Origin of the sequence: Bacteroides sp. AM41-16 (genome assembly GCF_003603495.1) — a bacterium.
Taxonomy (GTDB): domain Bacteria; phylum Bacteroidota; class Bacteroidia; order Bacteroidales; family Bacteroidaceae; genus Bacteroides; species Bacteroides uniformis.
This window is the reverse complement of sequence record NZ_QTNE01000010.1, coordinates 1-16,876: the sequence shown is the minus strand read 5'-3', so window position 1 is coordinate 16,876 and position 16,876 is coordinate 1. Positions and strand designations below refer to the sequence as shown.

The window sequence follows — 16,876 nt, the reverse complement described above, 5'->3', positions numbered from 1 at the left end:
ATTGTAAAATAGTAAATAAAAAGATGCACTATCGTATTTTCTCCATACTCGTAACGTTTGTCTGCCTTTTCGGCTGCGCACTGACAACAGCAGCACAGGACGTAAACAACACCGATGAAACCGAAAAGCCGGTTATACTCTATTCGGGAACACCCAAGAAGTATGAAATAGCCGACATTAAGGTCGAAGGAGCCCAGAACTATGAGGATTATGTAATTGTCGGATTGTCCGGACTATCCAAAGGGCAGACTATCACCGTGCCGGGTGACGAGATTACACAAGCTTGTAAGCGCTACTGGCGCCACGGTCTGTTCTCTGACGTGGAAATTACAGCAGACAAGATTGAAGGTGACCAAATTTGGCTGACCATTCATCTGACCATGCGTCCGCGTGTTTCCGACATACGCTACAACGGTGTGAAGAAGTCAGAGCGTGAAGACCTGGAAAGCAGAATCGGCATGATAAAGGGCGGTCAGATTACACCTAATCTGGTGGACCGCGCCAAGACCTTGATAAAGCGCTATTTTGACGACAAGGGCTTCAAGAATGCAGATGTAATCATCACCCAACGTGATGATCCGGAAAAGAAGAATGAAGTGATTGTCAACATCGACATCGACAAGAAGGAGAAAGTGAAAGTACATCAAATCACCATTGTAGGCAACGAGGCCCTCACGACCAAGAAGCTGAAGCGTGTGATGAAGAAAACAAACGAAAAGGGCAAGCTGCTCAATCTGTTCCGCACCAAGAAATTCATTGAGGACAACTACGAAGCGGACAAACAGCTGATTATCGACAAATACAACGAACTGGGTTATCGTGACGCCATCATCGTGACAGACAGTATCAAGCCCTACGATGACCGTACTGTAGACATCTTTATGCAAATTGATGAAGGGCAGAAATACTACCTCCGCAATGTAACCTGGGTAGGTAACACACTGTATCCTTCCGAACAACTGAACTTCCTCCTCCAGATGAAGAAGGGTGACGTCTACAACCAAAAGTTACTTGAAGAACGTACAATGACCGATGACGATGCCATCGGCAACCTCTACTACAACAACGGTTATCTGTTCTACAGCCTCGAACCGGTGGAAGTAAACATCGTGGGCGACTCCATCGACTTGGAAATGCGTATCTACGAAGGCCGCCAGGCTACCATCAATAAAGTCAGCATCAACGGTAACGACCGTTTGTATGAAAACGTAGTACGCCGTGAACTCCGTACCCGTCCGGGCGAACTCTTCAGCCGTGAAGACCTGATGCGTTCCATGCGTGAAATCCAGCAGATGGGACACTTCGACCCCGAACAAATCCAGCCCGACATCCAGCCGAGACCGGAAGACGGCACGGTAGACATCGGTTATGACCTTGTATCCAAAGCCAACGACCAGGTAGAGTTCTCCGCCGGTTGGGGACAAACGGGTATTATCGGTAAGTTAAGTCTGAAGTTCACCAATTTCTCTCTGTCCAACCTGCTGCATCCGGGTGAGAACTACCGCGGTATCCTCCCGCAAGGTGACGGTCAGACATTGACCATCAGCGGACAGACCAATGCCAAATACTATCAGTCATACAGCGTTTCATTCTACGACCCGTGGTTTGGCGGTAAACGCCCGAATGCGTTCTCCGTATCGGCTTTCTATTCCCGCCAGACCGACATCAGTAGCCGTTATTACAATTCGGCCTACATGAACAGCTATTACAACAGCTATTATAGTGGTATGTATGGCTACGGTATGTACAACTACGGCAATTACAACAACTACGAGAATTATTACGACCCGGACAAATCTATCCAGATGTATGGTCTTGCTGTGATGTTCGGTAAGCGCTTGAAGTGGCCGGATGACTATTTCCAATTCACAGCCGAGTTGTCTTACCAACGTTATGTTCTGAGTGACTGGCAGTACTTCCCGGTTACCAACGGTAAGTGTAATAACCTCAGCCTCAACCTGACCTTGTCCCGTAGCTCTATCGACAACCCGATTTATCCGCGCCAAGGTTCCGAGTTCTCGTTGTCTGCACAAATCACACCGCCTTTCTCTCTGTTCGACGGTACCGATTACAGCAAGTACAGCACCAGCAGCCAGGAAGACATGAACAAGATGCACAAGTGGATTGAATACCACAAGTGGAAATTCAAATCCAAAATCTATATCCCGTTGATGGACCCGATTACCGTTAAACGTACTCCGGTATTGATGGGACGTGTAGAATTCGGTTTGCTGGGACACTACAACAAATACAAGAAGTCTCCATTCGAAACGTTTGACGTGGGTGGTGACGGTATGACCGGCTACTCCAGCTATGCTACAGAAAGCATCGCCCTCCGTGGTTATGAGAACAGCTCATTGACTCCATACGGCTCTGAAGGTTATGCCTATACACGTCTCGGACTGGAATTAAGATATCCTTTGATGCTCGAAACAAGTACCAGTATTTATGCGTTAACGTTTGTAGAAGCCGGTAATGCATGGCATGATGTCAATAAGTTCAACCCATTCGAATTGAAGCGTTCAGCCGGTGTCGGTGTCCGCATCTTCCTCCCGATGATCGGTATGATGGGTATCGACTGGGCTTACGGTTTCGACAAAATTGGTCCTACATTCCAATACAGCGGTAGCCAGTTCCACTTCATCCTGGGACAGGAATTCTAAGCAATGGACAATTGATAATTGACAATTAATGCAGTATCGTTATGAAGAAGAGTTTATTGATCCTTTTTACGCTGTTTGCAGTAAGCATAACAGCCGGTGCACAGAAGTTCGCCTTGATTGACATGGAATATATCCTGGAAAATATTCCTGCTTACGAACGTGCCAATGAACAACTGGAGCAATCCTCCAGACAATGGCAGAGTGAGGTCGAAAAGATTTCCGAAGAAGCCAAGACTCTGTACAAGAACTATCAGTCTCAGATTGCTTCCCTTTCTGAAACACAGAGAGGTAAAAAGGAAGAAGAGATTGTCGCTAAAGAGAAATCAGCAGCCGAACTGCGCCGCAAATACTTCGGTCCGGAAGGCGAACTGTATAAAAAACGTGAAAGTCTGATGCAACCCATTCAAGACGAAATATACAATGCTGTAAAGGAAATTGCTACACAAAACGGATATGCAGCAGTTGTAGACCGCGCTTCCGCATCAAGTATCATTTTTGCCTCACCGAGTATTGACGTCAGCAATGAGGTACTTGCAAAACTGGGATATTCAAATTAATTTCATACATTTGTTTCAGAATATAGACTGCATTCTGGATTAAAAATAAGCGAGCTTATTTTGTATTGCGTTCAGTTTGCGCTATATTTGTCCCCGACGAATAATCATTCAAATAAATAATAAACATTATGCTTAAAAAAATCGCACTACTCGTAGTTATGTTCGCCCTCCCGCTGGGAGCTATGGCGCAAGCTAAATTCGCTCACATGAATTCTCAAGATGTAATCGCTGTTATGCCTGAATTTACCAAAGCCCAAGCTGACTTGGACGCCATGTCTAAAAAATACCAGGATGAAATGCAGCGTACAAACGAAGAATTCCAAAAGAAGTACCAAGAATTCCTGGCACAAGCCGACTCTCTGCCGAAAAACATTGCAGAAAGACGTCAGAAAGAGTTGCAGGATATGGCTCAACGTCAAGAACAGTTCCAACAAGAAGCTTATCAAAGTATGCAGAAAGCACAGCAAGATGCTATGGCTCCCATCTATCAGAAACTGGACGAAGCCATCCAGGCTGTCGGCAAGGCTGAAGGCGTGGTCTATATCTTCGACTTGGCCCGTACCCCGATACCATTCGTAGGAGCACAGAGCGTTGATGTAACTGCCAAAGTTAAAACGCAATTGGGCATTAAATAATAGAATTATCTATGATAGAGCAAGCGCGGATAGTTTTATCCGCGCTTATTTTTTATACATTACTGAGAAATTTGCATTATCTTTGCATGGTACATAGTCTTTAGAAAGCATGAAACAGACATTACCTTCTGCAGCCGGTCCCATCGGAATATTCGATTCCGGATATGGCGGACTGACCATCCTGAGCAAGATACGGGAAGCCCTTCCCCAATATGATTACATTTATCTGGGCGACAACGCGCGCGCGCCTTACGGAACCCGCTCGTTCGAGATTGTCTATGAGTTCACCTTGCAGGCAGTTACCAAACTGTTCGAGATGGGTTGTCACCTCGTCATTCTGGCATGCAATACAGCTTCGGCAAAAGCTCTGCGCAACATACAAATGAATGATTTGCCTCGCCTCGACCCTATGCGCCGTGTGTTGGGAGTAATTCGCCCAACCGTAGAATGCATAGGGAACATTACCCAAAGCCGCCATGTGGGAGTGCTTGCCACGGCAGGAACCATCAAGTCTGAATCCTATCCGCTGGAAGTGCATAAACTCTTCCCCGACATCAAAGTGAGCGGTGAAGCCTGCCCTCTATGGGTATCCCTCGTAGAAAACAACGAGGCACAAGGTGAGGGTACCGACTACTTCATACGCAAGAACATCGACAACCTGCTGGCCAAAGACACGCAGATAGACACCGTCATTCTGGGCTGCACGCACTTCCCGTTGCTGCTGCCCAAGATACAGCAATACATGCCCGACGGCATCACGACCGTCACCCAGGGGGAACTGGTAGCAGACAGCCTGAAAGACTATCTTCACCGCCATCCGGAAATGGACAAAAAATGTACCAAAGGTGGAAGATGCGTCTACCGCACCACGGAATCGGAGGAGAAATTCACAGAATCGGCTTCTACTTTCCTGAATGAATCGATAAGAGTTGAGAGGATTGAACTATAAATTCGTCAGCATTAAACATTAAAACAAAAACATTTGTTATATTTGTAAGACAGAAACCTCTAAATTCATACCATCATGAAAGAAGAAGACAAAAGCAAACTCGTTGAGGTGTTCACCGGTTCACCGTGGGAAGCAGAACTCGTAAAGAGCCTGCTGGGAAATAGTGATATTGAAGCTGTAACAAAAGACGGAATGGTAGTAAACGTTGTACTGCCTGCCACTGCGGTAGATGTTTCCGTTCTCGTCAATGAGAAGGACTACGAAGCCGCCATGGAAGTAGTCCGTGAATACGAAAAGAGAGAAAATGGAGATTGATTTCAATAGAATTGCTGTCAAGGTAGGCAGCAATGTTTTGACACGTCGTGACGGCACTCTCGACGTCACCCGCATGTCCGCTTTGGTGGACCAGATAGCCGAGCTGCACAAGGCCGGCATAGAAATAATACTTGTTTCTTCCGGAGCCGTTGCTTCGGGACGTAGTGAAGTGCGCCCCACCAAGAAGTTGGACAGCGTAGACCAGCGCCAGCTCTTTTCCGCTGTAGGGCAGGCCAAACTCATCAACCGCTACTACGAGCTGTTCCGGGAGCATGGCATCCCCGTGGGACAAGTGCTCACAATGAAAGAGAACTTTTCCACCCGCCGCCATTACCTCAACCAGAAAAACTGTATGACCGTAATGCTGGAGAACGGCGTCATTCCTATTGTCAATGAGAACGACACCATCTCCGTGAGCGAACTGATGTTCACCGACAACGATGAGCTGTCCGGCCTGATAGCCTCCATGATGGATGCCCAGGCACTAATCATTCTCAGCAATATAGACGGTATCTACAACGGTTCACCCGCCGACCCGGAGTCTCAAGTCATCCGTGAAATAGAACAAGGCAAAGACCTCTCCTCCTACATACAAACTTCCAAGTCCAGCTTCGGACGCGGCGGCATGCTGACAAAAACCAACATTGCCCGCAAAGTGGCGGATGAGGGCATCACAGTAATCATAGCCAACGGGAAGCGGGACAACATCCTTGTGAAAATAATGAATAATGAAGAATTAAACTATACCCGTTTCATTCCGTCTCCGGAACCGGTATCGAGCATCAAGAAATGGATTGCGCACAGCGAAGGGTTTGCCAAAGGCGAACTGCACATCAATCATTGTGCCACCGAACTGCTCTTCTCGGACAAAGCAGTAAGCATCCTACCGGTAGGCATCACTGACGTTATAGGCGAGTTCGAGAAGGACGACATCGTACGGATTATCGACTTCGGCGGTAAACCCATCGGTGTGGGAAAAGCCAACTGTGACTCCAGCCAGGCACGGGAAACAATGGGAAAACATGGAAAGAAACCCGTAGTGCACTACGACTACCTATATATAGAATAGGACACAGACGGATACTATCCACGATATTCATACTTGCATATTTATCACTCTATACTCAGTAAGAAAATGAACTTAAACAAAACTTTTGTCGCCGTACAAGATGCCAGCCGTAACATGCTAGCGTTGAGCGACAAAGAAATCAACCAAATATTACTGGCTGTTGCAGACGCTGCCATAAACAAAACAGACTTCATTCTGAGTGAAAACCAGAAGGATTTGGAGCGTATGCCTTCTACCGACCCTAAATACGACCGCCTGAAACTGACAAAAAGCCGTTTGCAGGACATCGCTGCGGACATCCGCAACGTAGCCGCCCTCCCTTCTCCTTTGGGAAAAGTCCTTAAAGAGAACGTATTACCCAACGGATTGAAGATAAAAAGGGTCAGTGTACCTTTCGGTGTCATAGGCATTATCTACGAAGCCCGTCCCAACGTCAGTTTCGATGTATTCTCACTCTGCCTTAAAAGCGGCAATGCCTGTATTCTGAAAGGCGGAAGCGATGCAGACTATTCCAACCGTGCCATAATCAGCGTGATACACGAGGTACTGGAGCATTTCAACGTAGATACACATATCGTGGAACTGCTTCCTGCCGACAGAGAGGCGACTGCCGAACTACTGCATGCCAACGATTATGTAGATTTGATAATTCCGCGCGGCAGCAGCAGCCTGATAAACTTCGTACGCCAGAATGCCACAGTACCGGTTATAGAGACAGGTGCCGGCGTATGCCATACGTTCTTCGACCGCTATGGCGATATAAGCATAGGTCCATCTATCATTGCCAATGCAAAGACACGCCGGGTCAGTGTATGCAACGCTTTGGATTGCCTGATTATCGAAGCCGACAGCCTGGCTAATTTGCCCGACCTATGCCTGCCGCTGCAATCAAGCAATGTAGAGATATTTGCCGATGAACCCGCCTACCACAGTCTGCGTGACAAATATCCCGTCGAGCTGTTGAGACTTGCCACTGAAGACTGCTACGGCAGAGAGTTCCTGGACTACAAGATGGCCATTAAAACCGTGAATTCTTTCCAGGAAGCATTGGCACATATCCGGAAGTACGGTTCCAAACATAGCGAATGCATCATTACGGACGACAAGACACGTGCCGAATGGTTCTGCCGGGAAGTGGACGCCGCTTGCGTATACGTCAATGCACCGACCTCTTTCACCGACGGCGCACAATTCGGACTCGGTGCCGAGATTGGCATCAGCACCCAGAAGCTACACGCCCGCGGTCCGATGGCTCTGGAAGAAATCACCACATACAAATGGATTATCGAAGGTTCCGGACAGACCAGACCTTGACAGCCGAATAACAAAGATATAGATACACTAAAAAGACTGTAAATATGAAGAACTTTACTTGCGTGCAGGACATCGGTAACCTGAAGTCTGCACTGGACGAAGCATTCGAGATTAAAAAAGACCGTTTCAAATATGTGGAACTGGGACGTAACAAAACGCTGATGATGATTTTCTTCAACTCCAGCCTGCGTACCCGCCTCAGTACACAGAAGGCTGCATTGAATCTGGGCATGAACGTAATTGTACTGGACATCAACCAGGGAGCCTGGAAACTGGAGACAGAGCGTGGTGTCATCATGGACGGTGACAAACCGGAACACTTACTGGAAGCCATTCCCGTGATGGGCTGCTATTGCGACGTCATCGGCGTACGTTCTTTTGCACGCTTCGAAAATAAGGAAGACGATTACAACGAAGTGATACTGGAGCAGTTCATCAAGCATTCCGGCCGGCCGGTATTCTCCATGGAGGCTGCCACACGCCATCCGCTGCAGAGTTTTGCCGACCTGATAACCATTGAGGAATATAAGAAGACGGCACGCCCCAAAGTAGTGATGACATGGGCTCCACATCCGCGTCCATTGCCCCAGGCTGTCCCCAACTCCTTTGCCGAATGGATGAATGCAACTGATTATGACTTTGTGATTACACATCCCGAAGGTTATGAACTCGACCCCAAGTTCGTAGGAAATGCCCGCGTAGAATATGACCAGATGAAAGCTTTTGAAGGAGCCGATTTTGTCTATGCCAAGAACTGGGCGGCCTATACAGGCGACAACTACGGACAAATATTGAGCAAAGACCGCACCTGGACAGTAGGCGAGCGCCAGATGGCCGTTACCAACAATGCCTACTTCATGCACTGCCTGCCGGTTCGACGTAACATGATTGTGACGGATGATGTGATAGAAAGCCCGCAGTCCATCGTAATCCCCGAAGCGGCCAACCGGGAGATTTCAGCAACAGTGGTGCTGAAGAGACTGCTTGAAAGCCTCTAACCAGAGGACAAGACTACTTTATTCTTTTTAGGCGCGGATTACGCGGAAAACGCGGATTCTTTTCTTAAATTTTTCCGTGAAATCCGCGTAATCCTCGCCTAAAAAGAAATTATAGCAAATGCATTTCAGCTACACCGCTATTACTTTTCCACTTCTTTGTCCGCTTCTTCCCAACCGATGAAACCTTTGTCAAGGTCATAGATTATATATCCTTTTTTGCTCAGTATGGCAGCGGCCTTTTTACTACGCTTACCACTACGACAATATACTGCAACCGGTTTGTCCTTCTGCAGAGTGGAGTCGGCCATCGTTTCAAACGACTCATCCAATACATTGATATTGATACTGTGGGGCACGTGTCCTTCCGAGTATTCGGCAACAGTACGCACATCCAGAAGCTGCACCTCCGGATTGGCTATCAATGTGGAAAAGTCATCTACCGAAACAGACTTGAACTGTCCCTCCTTCTGCTGGCAGGAAAAGAGGGTGGTAAAAACGAGGCAAAAACCCGCGAACAATGTCTTCATCGAATATTTCATTTTAGTCAGGGTTATAAACAAAATCGTAAGTCTTGATGTCACCGGAATAAGTGTGCACACTGAAATGAACCATAACCTTCTGTATACCCTCTGCCGCATACTGCCGCAAAGGTACGGAAGCGTAGGCACGCCTGGTATAAGACACCACCTCCTCCTTTGCGTCATGATACAGCGTCAGATATACTTCACTACACCCGGTAGCAGTATCCACAATCACTTCATCCTCAATAAAATGGAACTTATGTTCACCATTCTCCTTGACTATCAGTGTCATATTGAGATAGTCGAGTCCCATCCAGATACCCAGTACATCAGTAGGGTCTGTCTTGACGCCCTCCTCGAACTTGTCGACCGTTTGGGGAACGACAGAAAGAACACCGCTCAAGGCATACAGCACCGCACCGGCAGTTCCATCGGCAGTTACCTCCGAAGCATAATTACTGATGACACGTACCGAGGCGTTTGCCTCTATGTTCGTCTTTGTCTTGTCCTCCACTACCGGCAAGGTTTCCCCTTCATCTGTCACAACAGACTGCAGATAGCCGTCAGCCCCCGAAAAGGCAGTCAGGAACTCCAGCTTCACGGAAGGATAATGATAATCATCATCGCCACAACCAGTCAACAGACAGGCCAACAAAGGCAAAAGCCACCAATCACAGTACTTCTTCATGTATTCATTCTTTTATAGCCGCCAGATAATTCTTCAACGGGTTGGCATACATCAGCAGCATTTTTCCGCGCAGAAAGTCCACGTCCTTATTAGGAATGGAGATACGCTCCAACTGTTGTTCTATATAGGCCGTGAAGCGCTGCTTATCCTCGGCAGTGTAATGGTCGGAAAAATCCTCCTTCCCCTCGAGAAGGTCGTGTGCCACATAATTATTGGGATACATCCGGTAGCTGGCATGAATGCGTTTGTCTATCAGTGCAGACATGCGTGCAAAGAGTTCGGGCTTCGGAAGTGAACGGTCCATCTTCGCCAATTCATCATTCATGCAGGCACCCGTCTGGAAATGTACCCGCCCTTTATAGCCGAACAGTCCGGTCTGCATATTCAGCAAGTCGTCAGCCGTCGTTTTCTTATAGCCTTCAATGTCCCGTTTCAGTTGGAACTCCTGCGCTTTCAGGAAGTCGCAAGGGTCGTATTCATAGGAAATGGCAAGCGGAGCTATATTCATTTCCATTAAGCGGTCAATGACGTCGCCTTCACCGCCTATTGCCAGCATCTTCAGCACACTGTCCTGCGTGCGGTCGTTGGAATCCTTGGCACGCCCTTCACGTTGTGCAATCCAGATAGACTGTTTCTTCTCACTGATGGTATAATGCATATAGCGGGACATGCGTGCGGAAGCCTCCAGCATCTGGCGCATGGTCAACGCACGCAGCACAATGAAGGACTTGTTGACACGCACGAATTTCTTAATCCACGGATAGACAAGCAGGTTGTCGCCAATGGCTATCTCTACCGTATCCATACCCTGGTCTACCAAAAGAATGGACAAGAAACCGGAATCGAGAATAATGTCGCGATGATTGGAGATATAGGTATACGCCGCCGACTTGTCTGCCGGCAACGCGGTATGGTCCAAAGTCAATCCATCCGTAGCCTCCTTCGCCAATTTCCACAGAAGCCCATAGCAGAAGGTCTTCTGAAATTCCAGCTTGGTTTTACACGCGCGCATTTTCTGCGACCAGACTTCAAAAGGTACACCAGGCATCACAGTATCCACTGCCTGCCGGAACGCCGCATCGGCAATCAGTTCCTCATAGACTTGAGGAAGTTCCTCATCATGATAAGGACGGATTTCATCAAATTCCACGTTCGCATTCATAATGAATAATGATTAATCCTTAAACTTGTTTTCTATAATATCTGTCATTACATCCTTCATCTCCATTCCGGCAGCACGAACCTGCTGGGGAATAAAGCTGGTGGCAGTCATTCCGGGGGTGGTATTCACCTCCAGCAGATTGATTTTTTCCCCTTCGGTAATGATATAGTCCACGCGGATAATGCCATAGGCCCCGAGTATATCATAAATGGCAGAAGTCAGCGTCTGCACCCGGCGGGTCAAATCGTCCGAGATGCGGGCGGGAGTAATCTCGTCAGACGCACCATTATACTTAGCTTCATAATCGAAGTACTCGTTGTGGCTCACCACCTCCGTAATGGGGAACACTACGGACTTGTCTTTTGTTTTGTAACAGCCGCAGGTAATCTCGGTTCCGTCCATAAAGGCCTCCACCAGTACTTCCTGCGCTTCCGCAAATGCCTTGGCTATGGCAGGTTGTATCTGCTCTTTCGCCGTCACCTTGGTCACGCCGAAGCTGGAACCTCCCAAGCTGGGCTTAATGAAGCAAGGCAGACCGATTTTCTCCATCACATCTTCATCCGTCACCGACTGTCCGCCGCGCAGCAACAACGATTCGGCAATGCGCACACCGAAACCTTTCAGATACTGGTTGCAGGCAAACTTATCGTACGTGAGCGACGCTGCCAGTACTCCGCAACACGAATAAGGGATGTGGAGCATATCAAAATAGCCCTGCAGACGGCCGTCCTCACCCGGAGTTCCGTGGATGGTGATATAGGCAAAGTCGAATGTCACTTTCTCGCCATCCAGCACGAAGCTGAAGTCATTGCGGTCTACCGGAGCCTTAGCGCCGTCGGGCAGCTGTACATGCCAGTCCAGTCCGTGCATTTCTACAATATATAAGGTATACTTCTCCTTGTCGATGAAGGAGTAAATCCCCTGTGCACTACGCAGGGAGACGTGGAATTCGGAGGTATCTCCTCCGGCTACAATAGCAATCGTGCGTTTCATTCTAATTCTCTGTTACTGATATAGCCTCTCCATTTGTCTATCAGCCGGGTCATGTCATCGGGCAATTCCGAAGTGAAGTACATTTCTTCTCCGGTGACGGGATGCACAAACCCCAGCGTCATGGCATGCAATGCCTGCCGCGGACAAGTGTCGAAGCAGTTGTTTACAAATTGTTTGTATTTAGCGAAGTGGGTTCCTTTCAGGATTTCGTGTCCACCGTAACGTTCGTCGTTGAAAAGTATGTGTCCGATGTGCTTCATGTGCACACGGATTTGATGGGTGCGTCCCGTTTCAAGGATACATTCCACCAGTGTGACGTATCCCAAACGTTCGAGCACCCGGTAATGGGTGACGGCATGCTTTCCCTGGTCGTCGGGGAGGACGGTCATCTGCATGCGGTCTCTGGGATTACGACCGATATTGCCGACAACGGTCCCTTCATCCTGCTCTACATTTCCCCAGACCAGCGCCCGGTAACGGCGTTTTGTCGTCTTGTTGAAGAACTGGTTGCCGAGATTCGTCTTGGCATCCGGAGTCTTGGCTATCACCAGCAGGCCGGAGGTGTCCTTGTCGATGCGGTGCACCAGTCCCACATGCGGGTCATTGGCATCATAATCGGGATTATCCTTCATATGCCAGGCTATGGCGTTGACAAGCGTACCGTGATAGTTGCCATGACCGGGGTGCACCACCAGACCGGCAGGTTTGTTCACTACCATCAGATACTTGTCCTCATATACTATATCAAGGGGGATGTCTTCGGGGATGACTTCATTCTCATAGCGTGGACGGTCCATCATCACAGTGATTACATCCATCGGCTTCACCTTATAGCTGCTTTTCACAGCCTTGCCGTTCGCCATCACGAAGCCTGCATCGGCAGCCTTCTGGATGCGATTGCGCGAGGAGTTCGTCAAGCGGTCGAACAGATACTTGTCCACCCGCATCATCTCCTGCCCCTTGTCCACCACCACACGGAAGTGTTCATAGAGTTGCGCCTCGTCACCCACCGGCTCTACGTCGTCCAGCTCATCATTATCTATATCATCCGGCAATTCTTCTATCATCACGGCATTTACAATTTGACTATTTACAATTTACGATTGGAGTCAGATGTTTATCAGAACCAGGACTCATCTGCCGCGGAGTCTTCGGACAACACGGGTTCAACGGTACCTCCCACAGAATCCACTCCCAGGGAGTCTGCCTGCAAGGCGCCTCCATCTCCCACCATCAGCGTCAGCACTGCACCGGCGGGCACTTTCTCGCCGATGGAAAGCTGACGACCCTTATACTTCACGCCATACACCCAGTCCTTCTCACCCGGAATATACTGTATCTCGGCCAGCTTGAAGCCCGAAGCCAGAATACGCGCTTCCGCCTGCCGCAGCGAACTGTTGTCCGCCACATCGGGTACTATGTGCAGAGGGACTTCAATCGTATTGATTGTAAGATAGATGGTACGTCCTTCCTTTACCTTTTGTCCGGCTGCCGGATTATATTCGAGGATGCAGCCGGCAGGAAGAGTCTTGACATAACTGGAATCCGAAACGATGCAGACCAAGCCGCGGTTACGGAACATTTTCTCGGCTTCCTCCACTCCCATGCCCTTCACATCGGGCACTATCACAGCCTCGCCGTGGCGGGTATATATATCCAGTCCTTTCAGCACTCCGAACAGCAATCCCACTACCACAACGGCCATCGCAAGTATGTTCGCCCAGAAGAACCGGTTCTGCCGGAAAGAGAAAAAATCTTTTATTGTCATAATCGATAATGCATTATTTGGGACAAAGATACAATTTTCACCACATAGTACACGGAGTTGGCAATAGTTTTTTCCGGAGAAGCGGGCACAATACATAAGAAAAGCTGCAAAAGACCAGAATCAGTCTTTTGCAGCTCCCTTATTTCTTTAATACGAACGAGAACGACTATTATGCCTTTACTCCGTTGTATTCGTCAGAAACAGTCAGTTTCTTTCTGCCTTTAGCACGACGTGCTGCCAATACTCTGCGGCCGTTTGCTGTAGCCATTCTCTCACGGAAACCGTGTTTGTTCTTTCTCTTTCTGTTCGAGGGTTGAAATGTTCTTTTCATTACTGTATCTTGTTTTATGTTATTATTCTCACGAATTCGGGCTGCAAAAATAGATACTTTTTTCAAATAAACCAAGAGATAACTCATTTTCTCTCAAAAGTTTTTGTGTTTTTTACCGAATTCCATTACTTTTGCACCCGCAAACCAGCACTAAAGAAGTAAATACCAATATAATAATATTAAAGACTATAAGTATGATTAATGCCCAAGACATTAAAATCGGAACTTGCATCCGCATGGACGGCAAGCTGTATTTCTGCATCGACTTCCTGCATGTAAAGCCGGGAAAAGGTAATACCTTCATGCGTACCAAGCTGAAAGACGTGGTGAACGGCTACGTTCTGGAACGTCGTTTCAACATCGGTGAGAAACTGGAAGACGTGCGTGTAGAACGTCGTCCCCACCAATACCTCTATCATGACGGTGACAACTACCAATTCATGAACCAGGAGACTTTTGACCAAATTCCCATCGCCCACGACCTCATCAACGGTGTTGACTTCTTGCTCGAAGGAATGATAGTAGACGTGGTATCAGACGCTTCTACAGAAACCGTACTCTATGCTGATGTGCCCATCAAGGTTCAGCAGAAGATTACCTATACGGAACCGGGACTGAAAGGCGACACAGCCACCAACACGCTGAAGCCCGCTACGGTAGAATCAGGTGCAACGGTCCGCGTTCCTTTGTTCATCAACGAAGGCGAGACTATCGAAATCGATACGCGCGACGGTTCTTACGTAAGCCGCGTAAAAGCATAAGCCCTTTTGGAAATCAGGCAAATGCCCTTTTCATATCATCCCCGGTGCTCCACTTGGCATCCGGGGATTTTTCTTTCCATTTATTCATCTACAAAGCTTAAATGATATATCTTTGCGGAGACAACCAAAACATAAAGCCATACCCATGAGATACTCCGTCATCATCCCCGTATACAACCGCCCCGATGAGGTGGATGAACTGCTGCAAAGCCTGACGCAGCAAAGTTTCAAGGATTTTGAAGTGATTGTGGTGGAGGACGGCTCCTCCATCCCCTGCAAGCCGGTCACAGAGAAGTATCAGGAACTATTGGACGTACATTACTATGACAAGCCCAACTCCGGCCCCGGGCAGACCCGTAACTACGGGGTGGAACGAAGCAAGGGTGAATACCTGATAATACTGGATTCGGACTGCATCCTGCCCGAAGGTTATTTCCTTGCTGTGGAAGAAGAGCTGCAGCACGAAGCCGCCGATGCCTTCGGAGGCCCCGACCGCGCGCACGAATCATTCACAAACATACAGAAAGCCATCAACTACTCCATGACCTCCTTCTTCACCACCGGCGGTATCCGTGGGGGGAAGAAGAAGATGGACAAGTTCTATCCGCGTAGCTTCAACATGGGTGTGCGGCAGGAAGTGTACCAAGCCCTGGGCGGATTCTCGCGGATGCGCTTCGGGGAGGACATCGACTTCAGCATCCGAATCTTCAAGGGAGGATATACATGCCGGCTGTTCCCCGGTGCCTGGGTATACCACAAGCGACGGACAGACTTCCGAAAATTCTTCAAGCAGGTACACAATTCCGGGATTGCCCGCATCAATCTGTACAAGAAGTATCCGGAATCGCTGAAGCTCGTCCACCTGCTGCCGGCTGCATTTACCCTGGGAGTGGCCATATTCCTGCTGGGAACGCCCTTCTGCCCGTACAGCCTGCTGCCCATCGCTCTTTATGCGCTTCTGGTATGCATGGACTCCACTATCCGGAACCGTAGCCTCAGCATCGGGCTCTACTCCGTCGCCGCCTCCTTCATCCAGCTCATCGGATACGGGACGGGGTTCCTGCGCGCCTGGTGGAACCGCTGCATACTTGGCAAGGACGAGTTCGAGGCGTTCAAAAAGAACTTTTACAAATAAGGAGGATTAGGGGTTAAGGATTAGGGATGATATGGAGAAACTGAATATCAACCAGTGGGCTGCAGAGGACCGCCCGCGGGAAAAGATGATGCAGAAAGGGGCGGAAGCCTTGAGCGATGCCGAACTGCTAGCCATCCTCATCGGCTCCGGCAATACGGAAGAAACCGCCGTGACACTGATGCAGCGCATACTCGCCGCCTGCGGCAACGACCTCAACCGCCTGGGCAAATGGGAGGTGCGGGACTTCTCCCGATTCAAAGGCATGGGCCCCGCCAAAAGCATCACCGTCATGGCATCCCTGGAACTGGGCAAACGCCGCAAGCTGCAGGAACGCTCCGGACGTACCGCCATCCGCTCTTCCGCCGACATCTACGAGCTGTTCCATCCCCTGCTCTGCGACCTTGCCACAGAAGAATTCTGGGTACTGCTTATGAACCACGCCGCCAAAGTGATAGACAAGGTACGCATCAGCCGCGGCGGCATCGACCAGACTACCGCCGACGTGCGCAGCATCCTGCGCGAAGCCCTGCTGCAACGCGCCACACAGATAGCCCTTATCCACAACCATCCCTCCGGCAACCCGCACCCCAGCAACGACGACCAGCGGCTGACGGAACTCGTGAGGAAAGCCGCCCAAACCATGAACATACACCTGACCGACCACGTCATCGTCACGGACGGAAGCCATTACAGCTTCAACGACGAAGGATTGCTATAAATAATCCAAGTTACGGACATACTATACGAAAGACAAAAGCGGTCATAACACTAACTATCAGCATATTGTATTTACCTGCTATTTACCAGCTAATGTAAAAGCCGTTACCGCGGTATGTAAAAGCCGTTACCCTATATTGTAACGCCCTTTACCCCATATTGTAAAGACCTTTACCGCCTATTGTAAAAGGAGTTTCCCCAGGGGTAAAGGGAGTTCCCCCAGCGGGTGAAGCGTGTTTCCCCACCGTCAAACTGTCTTTTCCTGATTTAGCTAGACGCTTTTTCTTTTTATAACCGATA

General features: G+C 48.8%; 18 protein-coding genes. 11 read left to right on the top strand and 7 right to left on the bottom strand.

Features of this window, described 5'->3' with window-relative positions:
- Positions 1–23: 23 nt before the first annotated feature.
- The 8 genes from bamA to DW896_RS10640 all read left to right on the top strand — a co-directional run bounded on the left by bamA (position 24) and on the right by DW896_RS10640 (position 8,500).
- Entirely contained in the window at positions 24–2,663 is a 2,640-nt protein-coding gene (gene bamA, locus DW896_RS10675; protein WP_119993213.1) for an outer membrane protein assembly factor BamA, read from the top strand.
- Positions 2,664–2,704: 41 nt separating this feature from the next.
- Positions 2,705–3,220 (top strand): OmpH family outer membrane protein, encoded by a 516-nt coding sequence (locus tag DW896_RS10670; protein ID WP_035449860.1) that lies wholly within the window; start codon positions 2,705–2,707, stop codon positions 3,218–3,220.
- Between the two features lie 128 nt (positions 3,221–3,348).
- Entirely contained in the window at positions 3,349–3,855 is a 507-nt protein-coding gene (locus DW896_RS10665) for an OmpH family outer membrane protein (protein ID WP_005825151.1), read from the top strand.
- Between the two features lie 109 nt (positions 3,856–3,964).
- Positions 3,965–4,804 (top strand): glutamate racemase, encoded by an 840-nt coding sequence (gene murI / locus DW896_RS10660; protein ID WP_016272511.1) that lies wholly within the window; start codon positions 3,965–3,967, stop codon positions 4,802–4,804.
- Between the two features lie 75 nt (positions 4,805–4,879).
- Positions 4,880–5,119, top strand: coding sequence for a DUF2007-related protein (locus tag DW896_RS10655; protein ID WP_005825154.1), 240 nt, complete (start codon positions 4,880–4,882; stop codon positions 5,117–5,119).
- Positions 5,109–6,188, top strand: coding sequence for a glutamate 5-kinase (gene proB, locus DW896_RS10650; RefSeq protein WP_035449862.1), 1,080 nt, complete (start codon positions 5,109–5,111; stop codon positions 6,186–6,188). Before DW896_RS10655 ends, proB begins: the two co-directional genes overlap by 11 nt.
- Before the next feature lie 66 nt (positions 6,189–6,254).
- On the top strand, positions 6,255–7,502 hold the full coding sequence (locus tag DW896_RS10645) for a glutamate-5-semialdehyde dehydrogenase (protein WP_009037774.1): 1,248 nt from the start codon (positions 6,255–6,257) through the stop codon (positions 7,500–7,502).
- A gap of 44 nt (positions 7,503–7,546) precedes the next feature.
- Complete coding sequence (locus tag DW896_RS10640; protein WP_005825157.1) at positions 7,547–8,500, top strand: acetylornithine carbamoyltransferase; 954 nt, start codon at positions 7,547–7,549, stop codon at positions 8,498–8,500.
- A gap of 140 nt (positions 8,501–8,640) precedes the next feature.
- Here the strand turns inward: DW896_RS10640 and DW896_RS10635 are convergent, their stop codons facing one another.
- The 7 genes from DW896_RS10635 to rpmH form a co-directional block, all read right to left on the bottom strand.
- Entirely contained in the window at positions 8,641–9,027 is a 387-nt protein-coding gene (locus tag DW896_RS10635) for a rhodanese-like domain-containing protein (protein WP_035449865.1), read from the bottom strand.
- 13 nt (positions 9,028–9,040) lie between these two features.
- Positions 9,041–9,709, bottom strand: coding sequence for a NigD-like C-terminal domain-containing protein (locus tag DW896_RS10630; RefSeq protein ID WP_117589164.1), 669 nt, complete (start codon positions 9,707–9,709; stop codon positions 9,041–9,043).
- A 4-nt stretch (positions 9,710–9,713) separates the two neighbouring features.
- A complete protein-coding gene (locus DW896_RS10625) occupies positions 9,714–10,871 on the bottom strand; it encodes a hypothetical protein (protein ID WP_005825164.1) in 1,158 nt (385 codons plus the stop codon).
- A 12-nt stretch (positions 10,872–10,883) separates the two neighbouring features.
- The gene (locus DW896_RS10620; RefSeq protein WP_057281366.1) at positions 10,884–11,864 is read right to left on the bottom strand and encodes a D-alanine--D-alanine ligase; all 981 of its coding nucleotides are present in this window, start codon (positions 11,862–11,864) and stop codon (positions 10,884–10,886) included.
- A complete protein-coding gene (locus DW896_RS10615) occupies positions 11,861–12,931 on the bottom strand; it encodes an RluA family pseudouridine synthase (protein ID WP_005834741.1) in 1,071 nt (356 codons plus the stop codon). Before DW896_RS10615 ends, DW896_RS10620 begins: the two co-directional genes overlap by 4 nt.
- Before the next feature lie 53 nt (positions 12,932–12,984).
- Positions 12,985–13,632, bottom strand: coding sequence for a PASTA domain-containing protein (locus tag DW896_RS10610; RefSeq protein WP_034532686.1), 648 nt, complete (start codon positions 13,630–13,632; stop codon positions 12,985–12,987).
- A 169-nt stretch (positions 13,633–13,801) separates the two neighbouring features.
- Positions 13,802–13,963, bottom strand: coding sequence for a 50S ribosomal protein L34 (rpmH, locus tag DW896_RS10605; RefSeq protein WP_004292199.1), 162 nt, complete (start codon positions 13,961–13,963; stop codon positions 13,802–13,804).
- Between the two features lie 194 nt (positions 13,964–14,157).
- On the opposite strand from rpmH, the gene efp reads away from it, so the two are divergent.
- The 3 genes from efp (at position 14,158) to radC (ending at position 16,577) form a co-directional block, all read left to right on the top strand.
- Positions 14,158–14,724, top strand: a complete 567-nt coding sequence (gene efp / locus DW896_RS10600; RefSeq protein ID WP_005825176.1) for an elongation factor P — start codon at positions 14,158–14,160, stop codon at positions 14,722–14,724.
- 145 nt (positions 14,725–14,869) lie between these two features.
- Positions 14,870–15,859, top strand: coding sequence for a glycosyltransferase family 2 protein (locus tag DW896_RS10595; protein WP_005834737.1), 990 nt, complete (start codon positions 14,870–14,872; stop codon positions 15,857–15,859).
- A gap of 31 nt (positions 15,860–15,890) precedes the next feature.
- Positions 15,891–16,577 (top strand): DNA repair protein RadC, encoded by a 687-nt coding sequence (gene radC / locus DW896_RS10590; RefSeq protein ID WP_005825180.1) that lies wholly within the window; start codon positions 15,891–15,893, stop codon positions 16,575–16,577.
- Positions 16,578–16,876: the final 299 nt, after the last annotated feature.

Excerpts from the sequence above, each read along its gene's own strand:
- DW896_RS10595 (WP_005834737.1), top strand. The coding sequence starts at position 14,870 with ATGAGATACTCCGTCATCATCCCCGTATACAACCGCCCCGATGAGGTG.
- DW896_RS10620 (WP_057281366.1), bottom strand. The coding sequence starts at position 11,864 with ATGAAACGCACGATTGCTATTGTAGCCGGAGGAGATACCTCCGAATTC.
- rpmH (WP_004292199.1), bottom strand. The coding sequence starts at position 13,963 with ATGAAAAGAACATTTCAACCCTCGAACAGAAAGAGAAAGAACAAACAC.
- DW896_RS10655 (WP_005825154.1), top strand. The coding sequence starts at position 4,880 with ATGAAAGAAGAAGACAAAAGCAAACTCGTTGAGGTGTTCACCGGTTCA.
- DW896_RS10635 (WP_035449865.1), bottom strand. The coding sequence starts at position 9,027 with ATGAAGACATTGTTCGCGGGTTTTTGCCTCGTTTTTACCACCCTCTTT.
- DW896_RS10630 (WP_117589164.1), bottom strand. The coding sequence starts at position 9,709 with ATGAAGAAGTACTGTGATTGGTGGCTTTTGCCTTTGTTGGCCTGTCTG.
- murI (WP_016272511.1), top strand. The coding sequence starts at position 3,965 with ATGAAACAGACATTACCTTCTGCAGCCGGTCCCATCGGAATATTCGAT.
- bamA (WP_119993213.1), top strand. The coding sequence starts at position 24 with ATGCACTATCGTATTTTCTCCATACTCGTAACGTTTGTCTGCCTTTTC.
- DW896_RS10610 (WP_034532686.1), bottom strand. The coding sequence starts at position 13,632 with ATGACAATAAAAGATTTTTTCTCTTTCCGGCAGAACCGGTTCTTCTGG.
- DW896_RS10640 (WP_005825157.1), top strand. The coding sequence starts at position 7,547 with ATGAAGAACTTTACTTGCGTGCAGGACATCGGTAACCTGAAGTCTGCA.
- DW896_RS10665 (WP_005825151.1), top strand. The coding sequence starts at position 3,349 with ATGCTTAAAAAAATCGCACTACTCGTAGTTATGTTCGCCCTCCCGCTG.
- DW896_RS10625 (WP_005825164.1), bottom strand. The coding sequence starts at position 10,871 with ATGAATGCGAACGTGGAATTTGATGAAATCCGTCCTTATCATGATGAG.
- DW896_RS10670 (WP_035449860.1), top strand. The coding sequence starts at position 2,705 with ATGAAGAAGAGTTTATTGATCCTTTTTACGCTGTTTGCAGTAAGCATA.
- radC (WP_005825180.1), top strand. The coding sequence starts at position 15,891 with ATGGAGAAACTGAATATCAACCAGTGGGCTGCAGAGGACCGCCCGCGG.
- proB (WP_035449862.1), top strand. The coding sequence starts at position 5,109 with ATGGAGATTGATTTCAATAGAATTGCTGTCAAGGTAGGCAGCAATGTT.
- efp (WP_005825176.1), top strand. The coding sequence starts at position 14,158 with ATGATTAATGCCCAAGACATTAAAATCGGAACTTGCATCCGCATGGAC.
- DW896_RS10645 (WP_009037774.1), top strand. The coding sequence starts at position 6,255 with ATGAACTTAAACAAAACTTTTGTCGCCGTACAAGATGCCAGCCGTAAC.
- DW896_RS10615 (WP_005834741.1), bottom strand. The coding sequence starts at position 12,931 with ATGATAGAAGAATTGCCGGATGATATAGATAATGATGAGCTGGACGAC.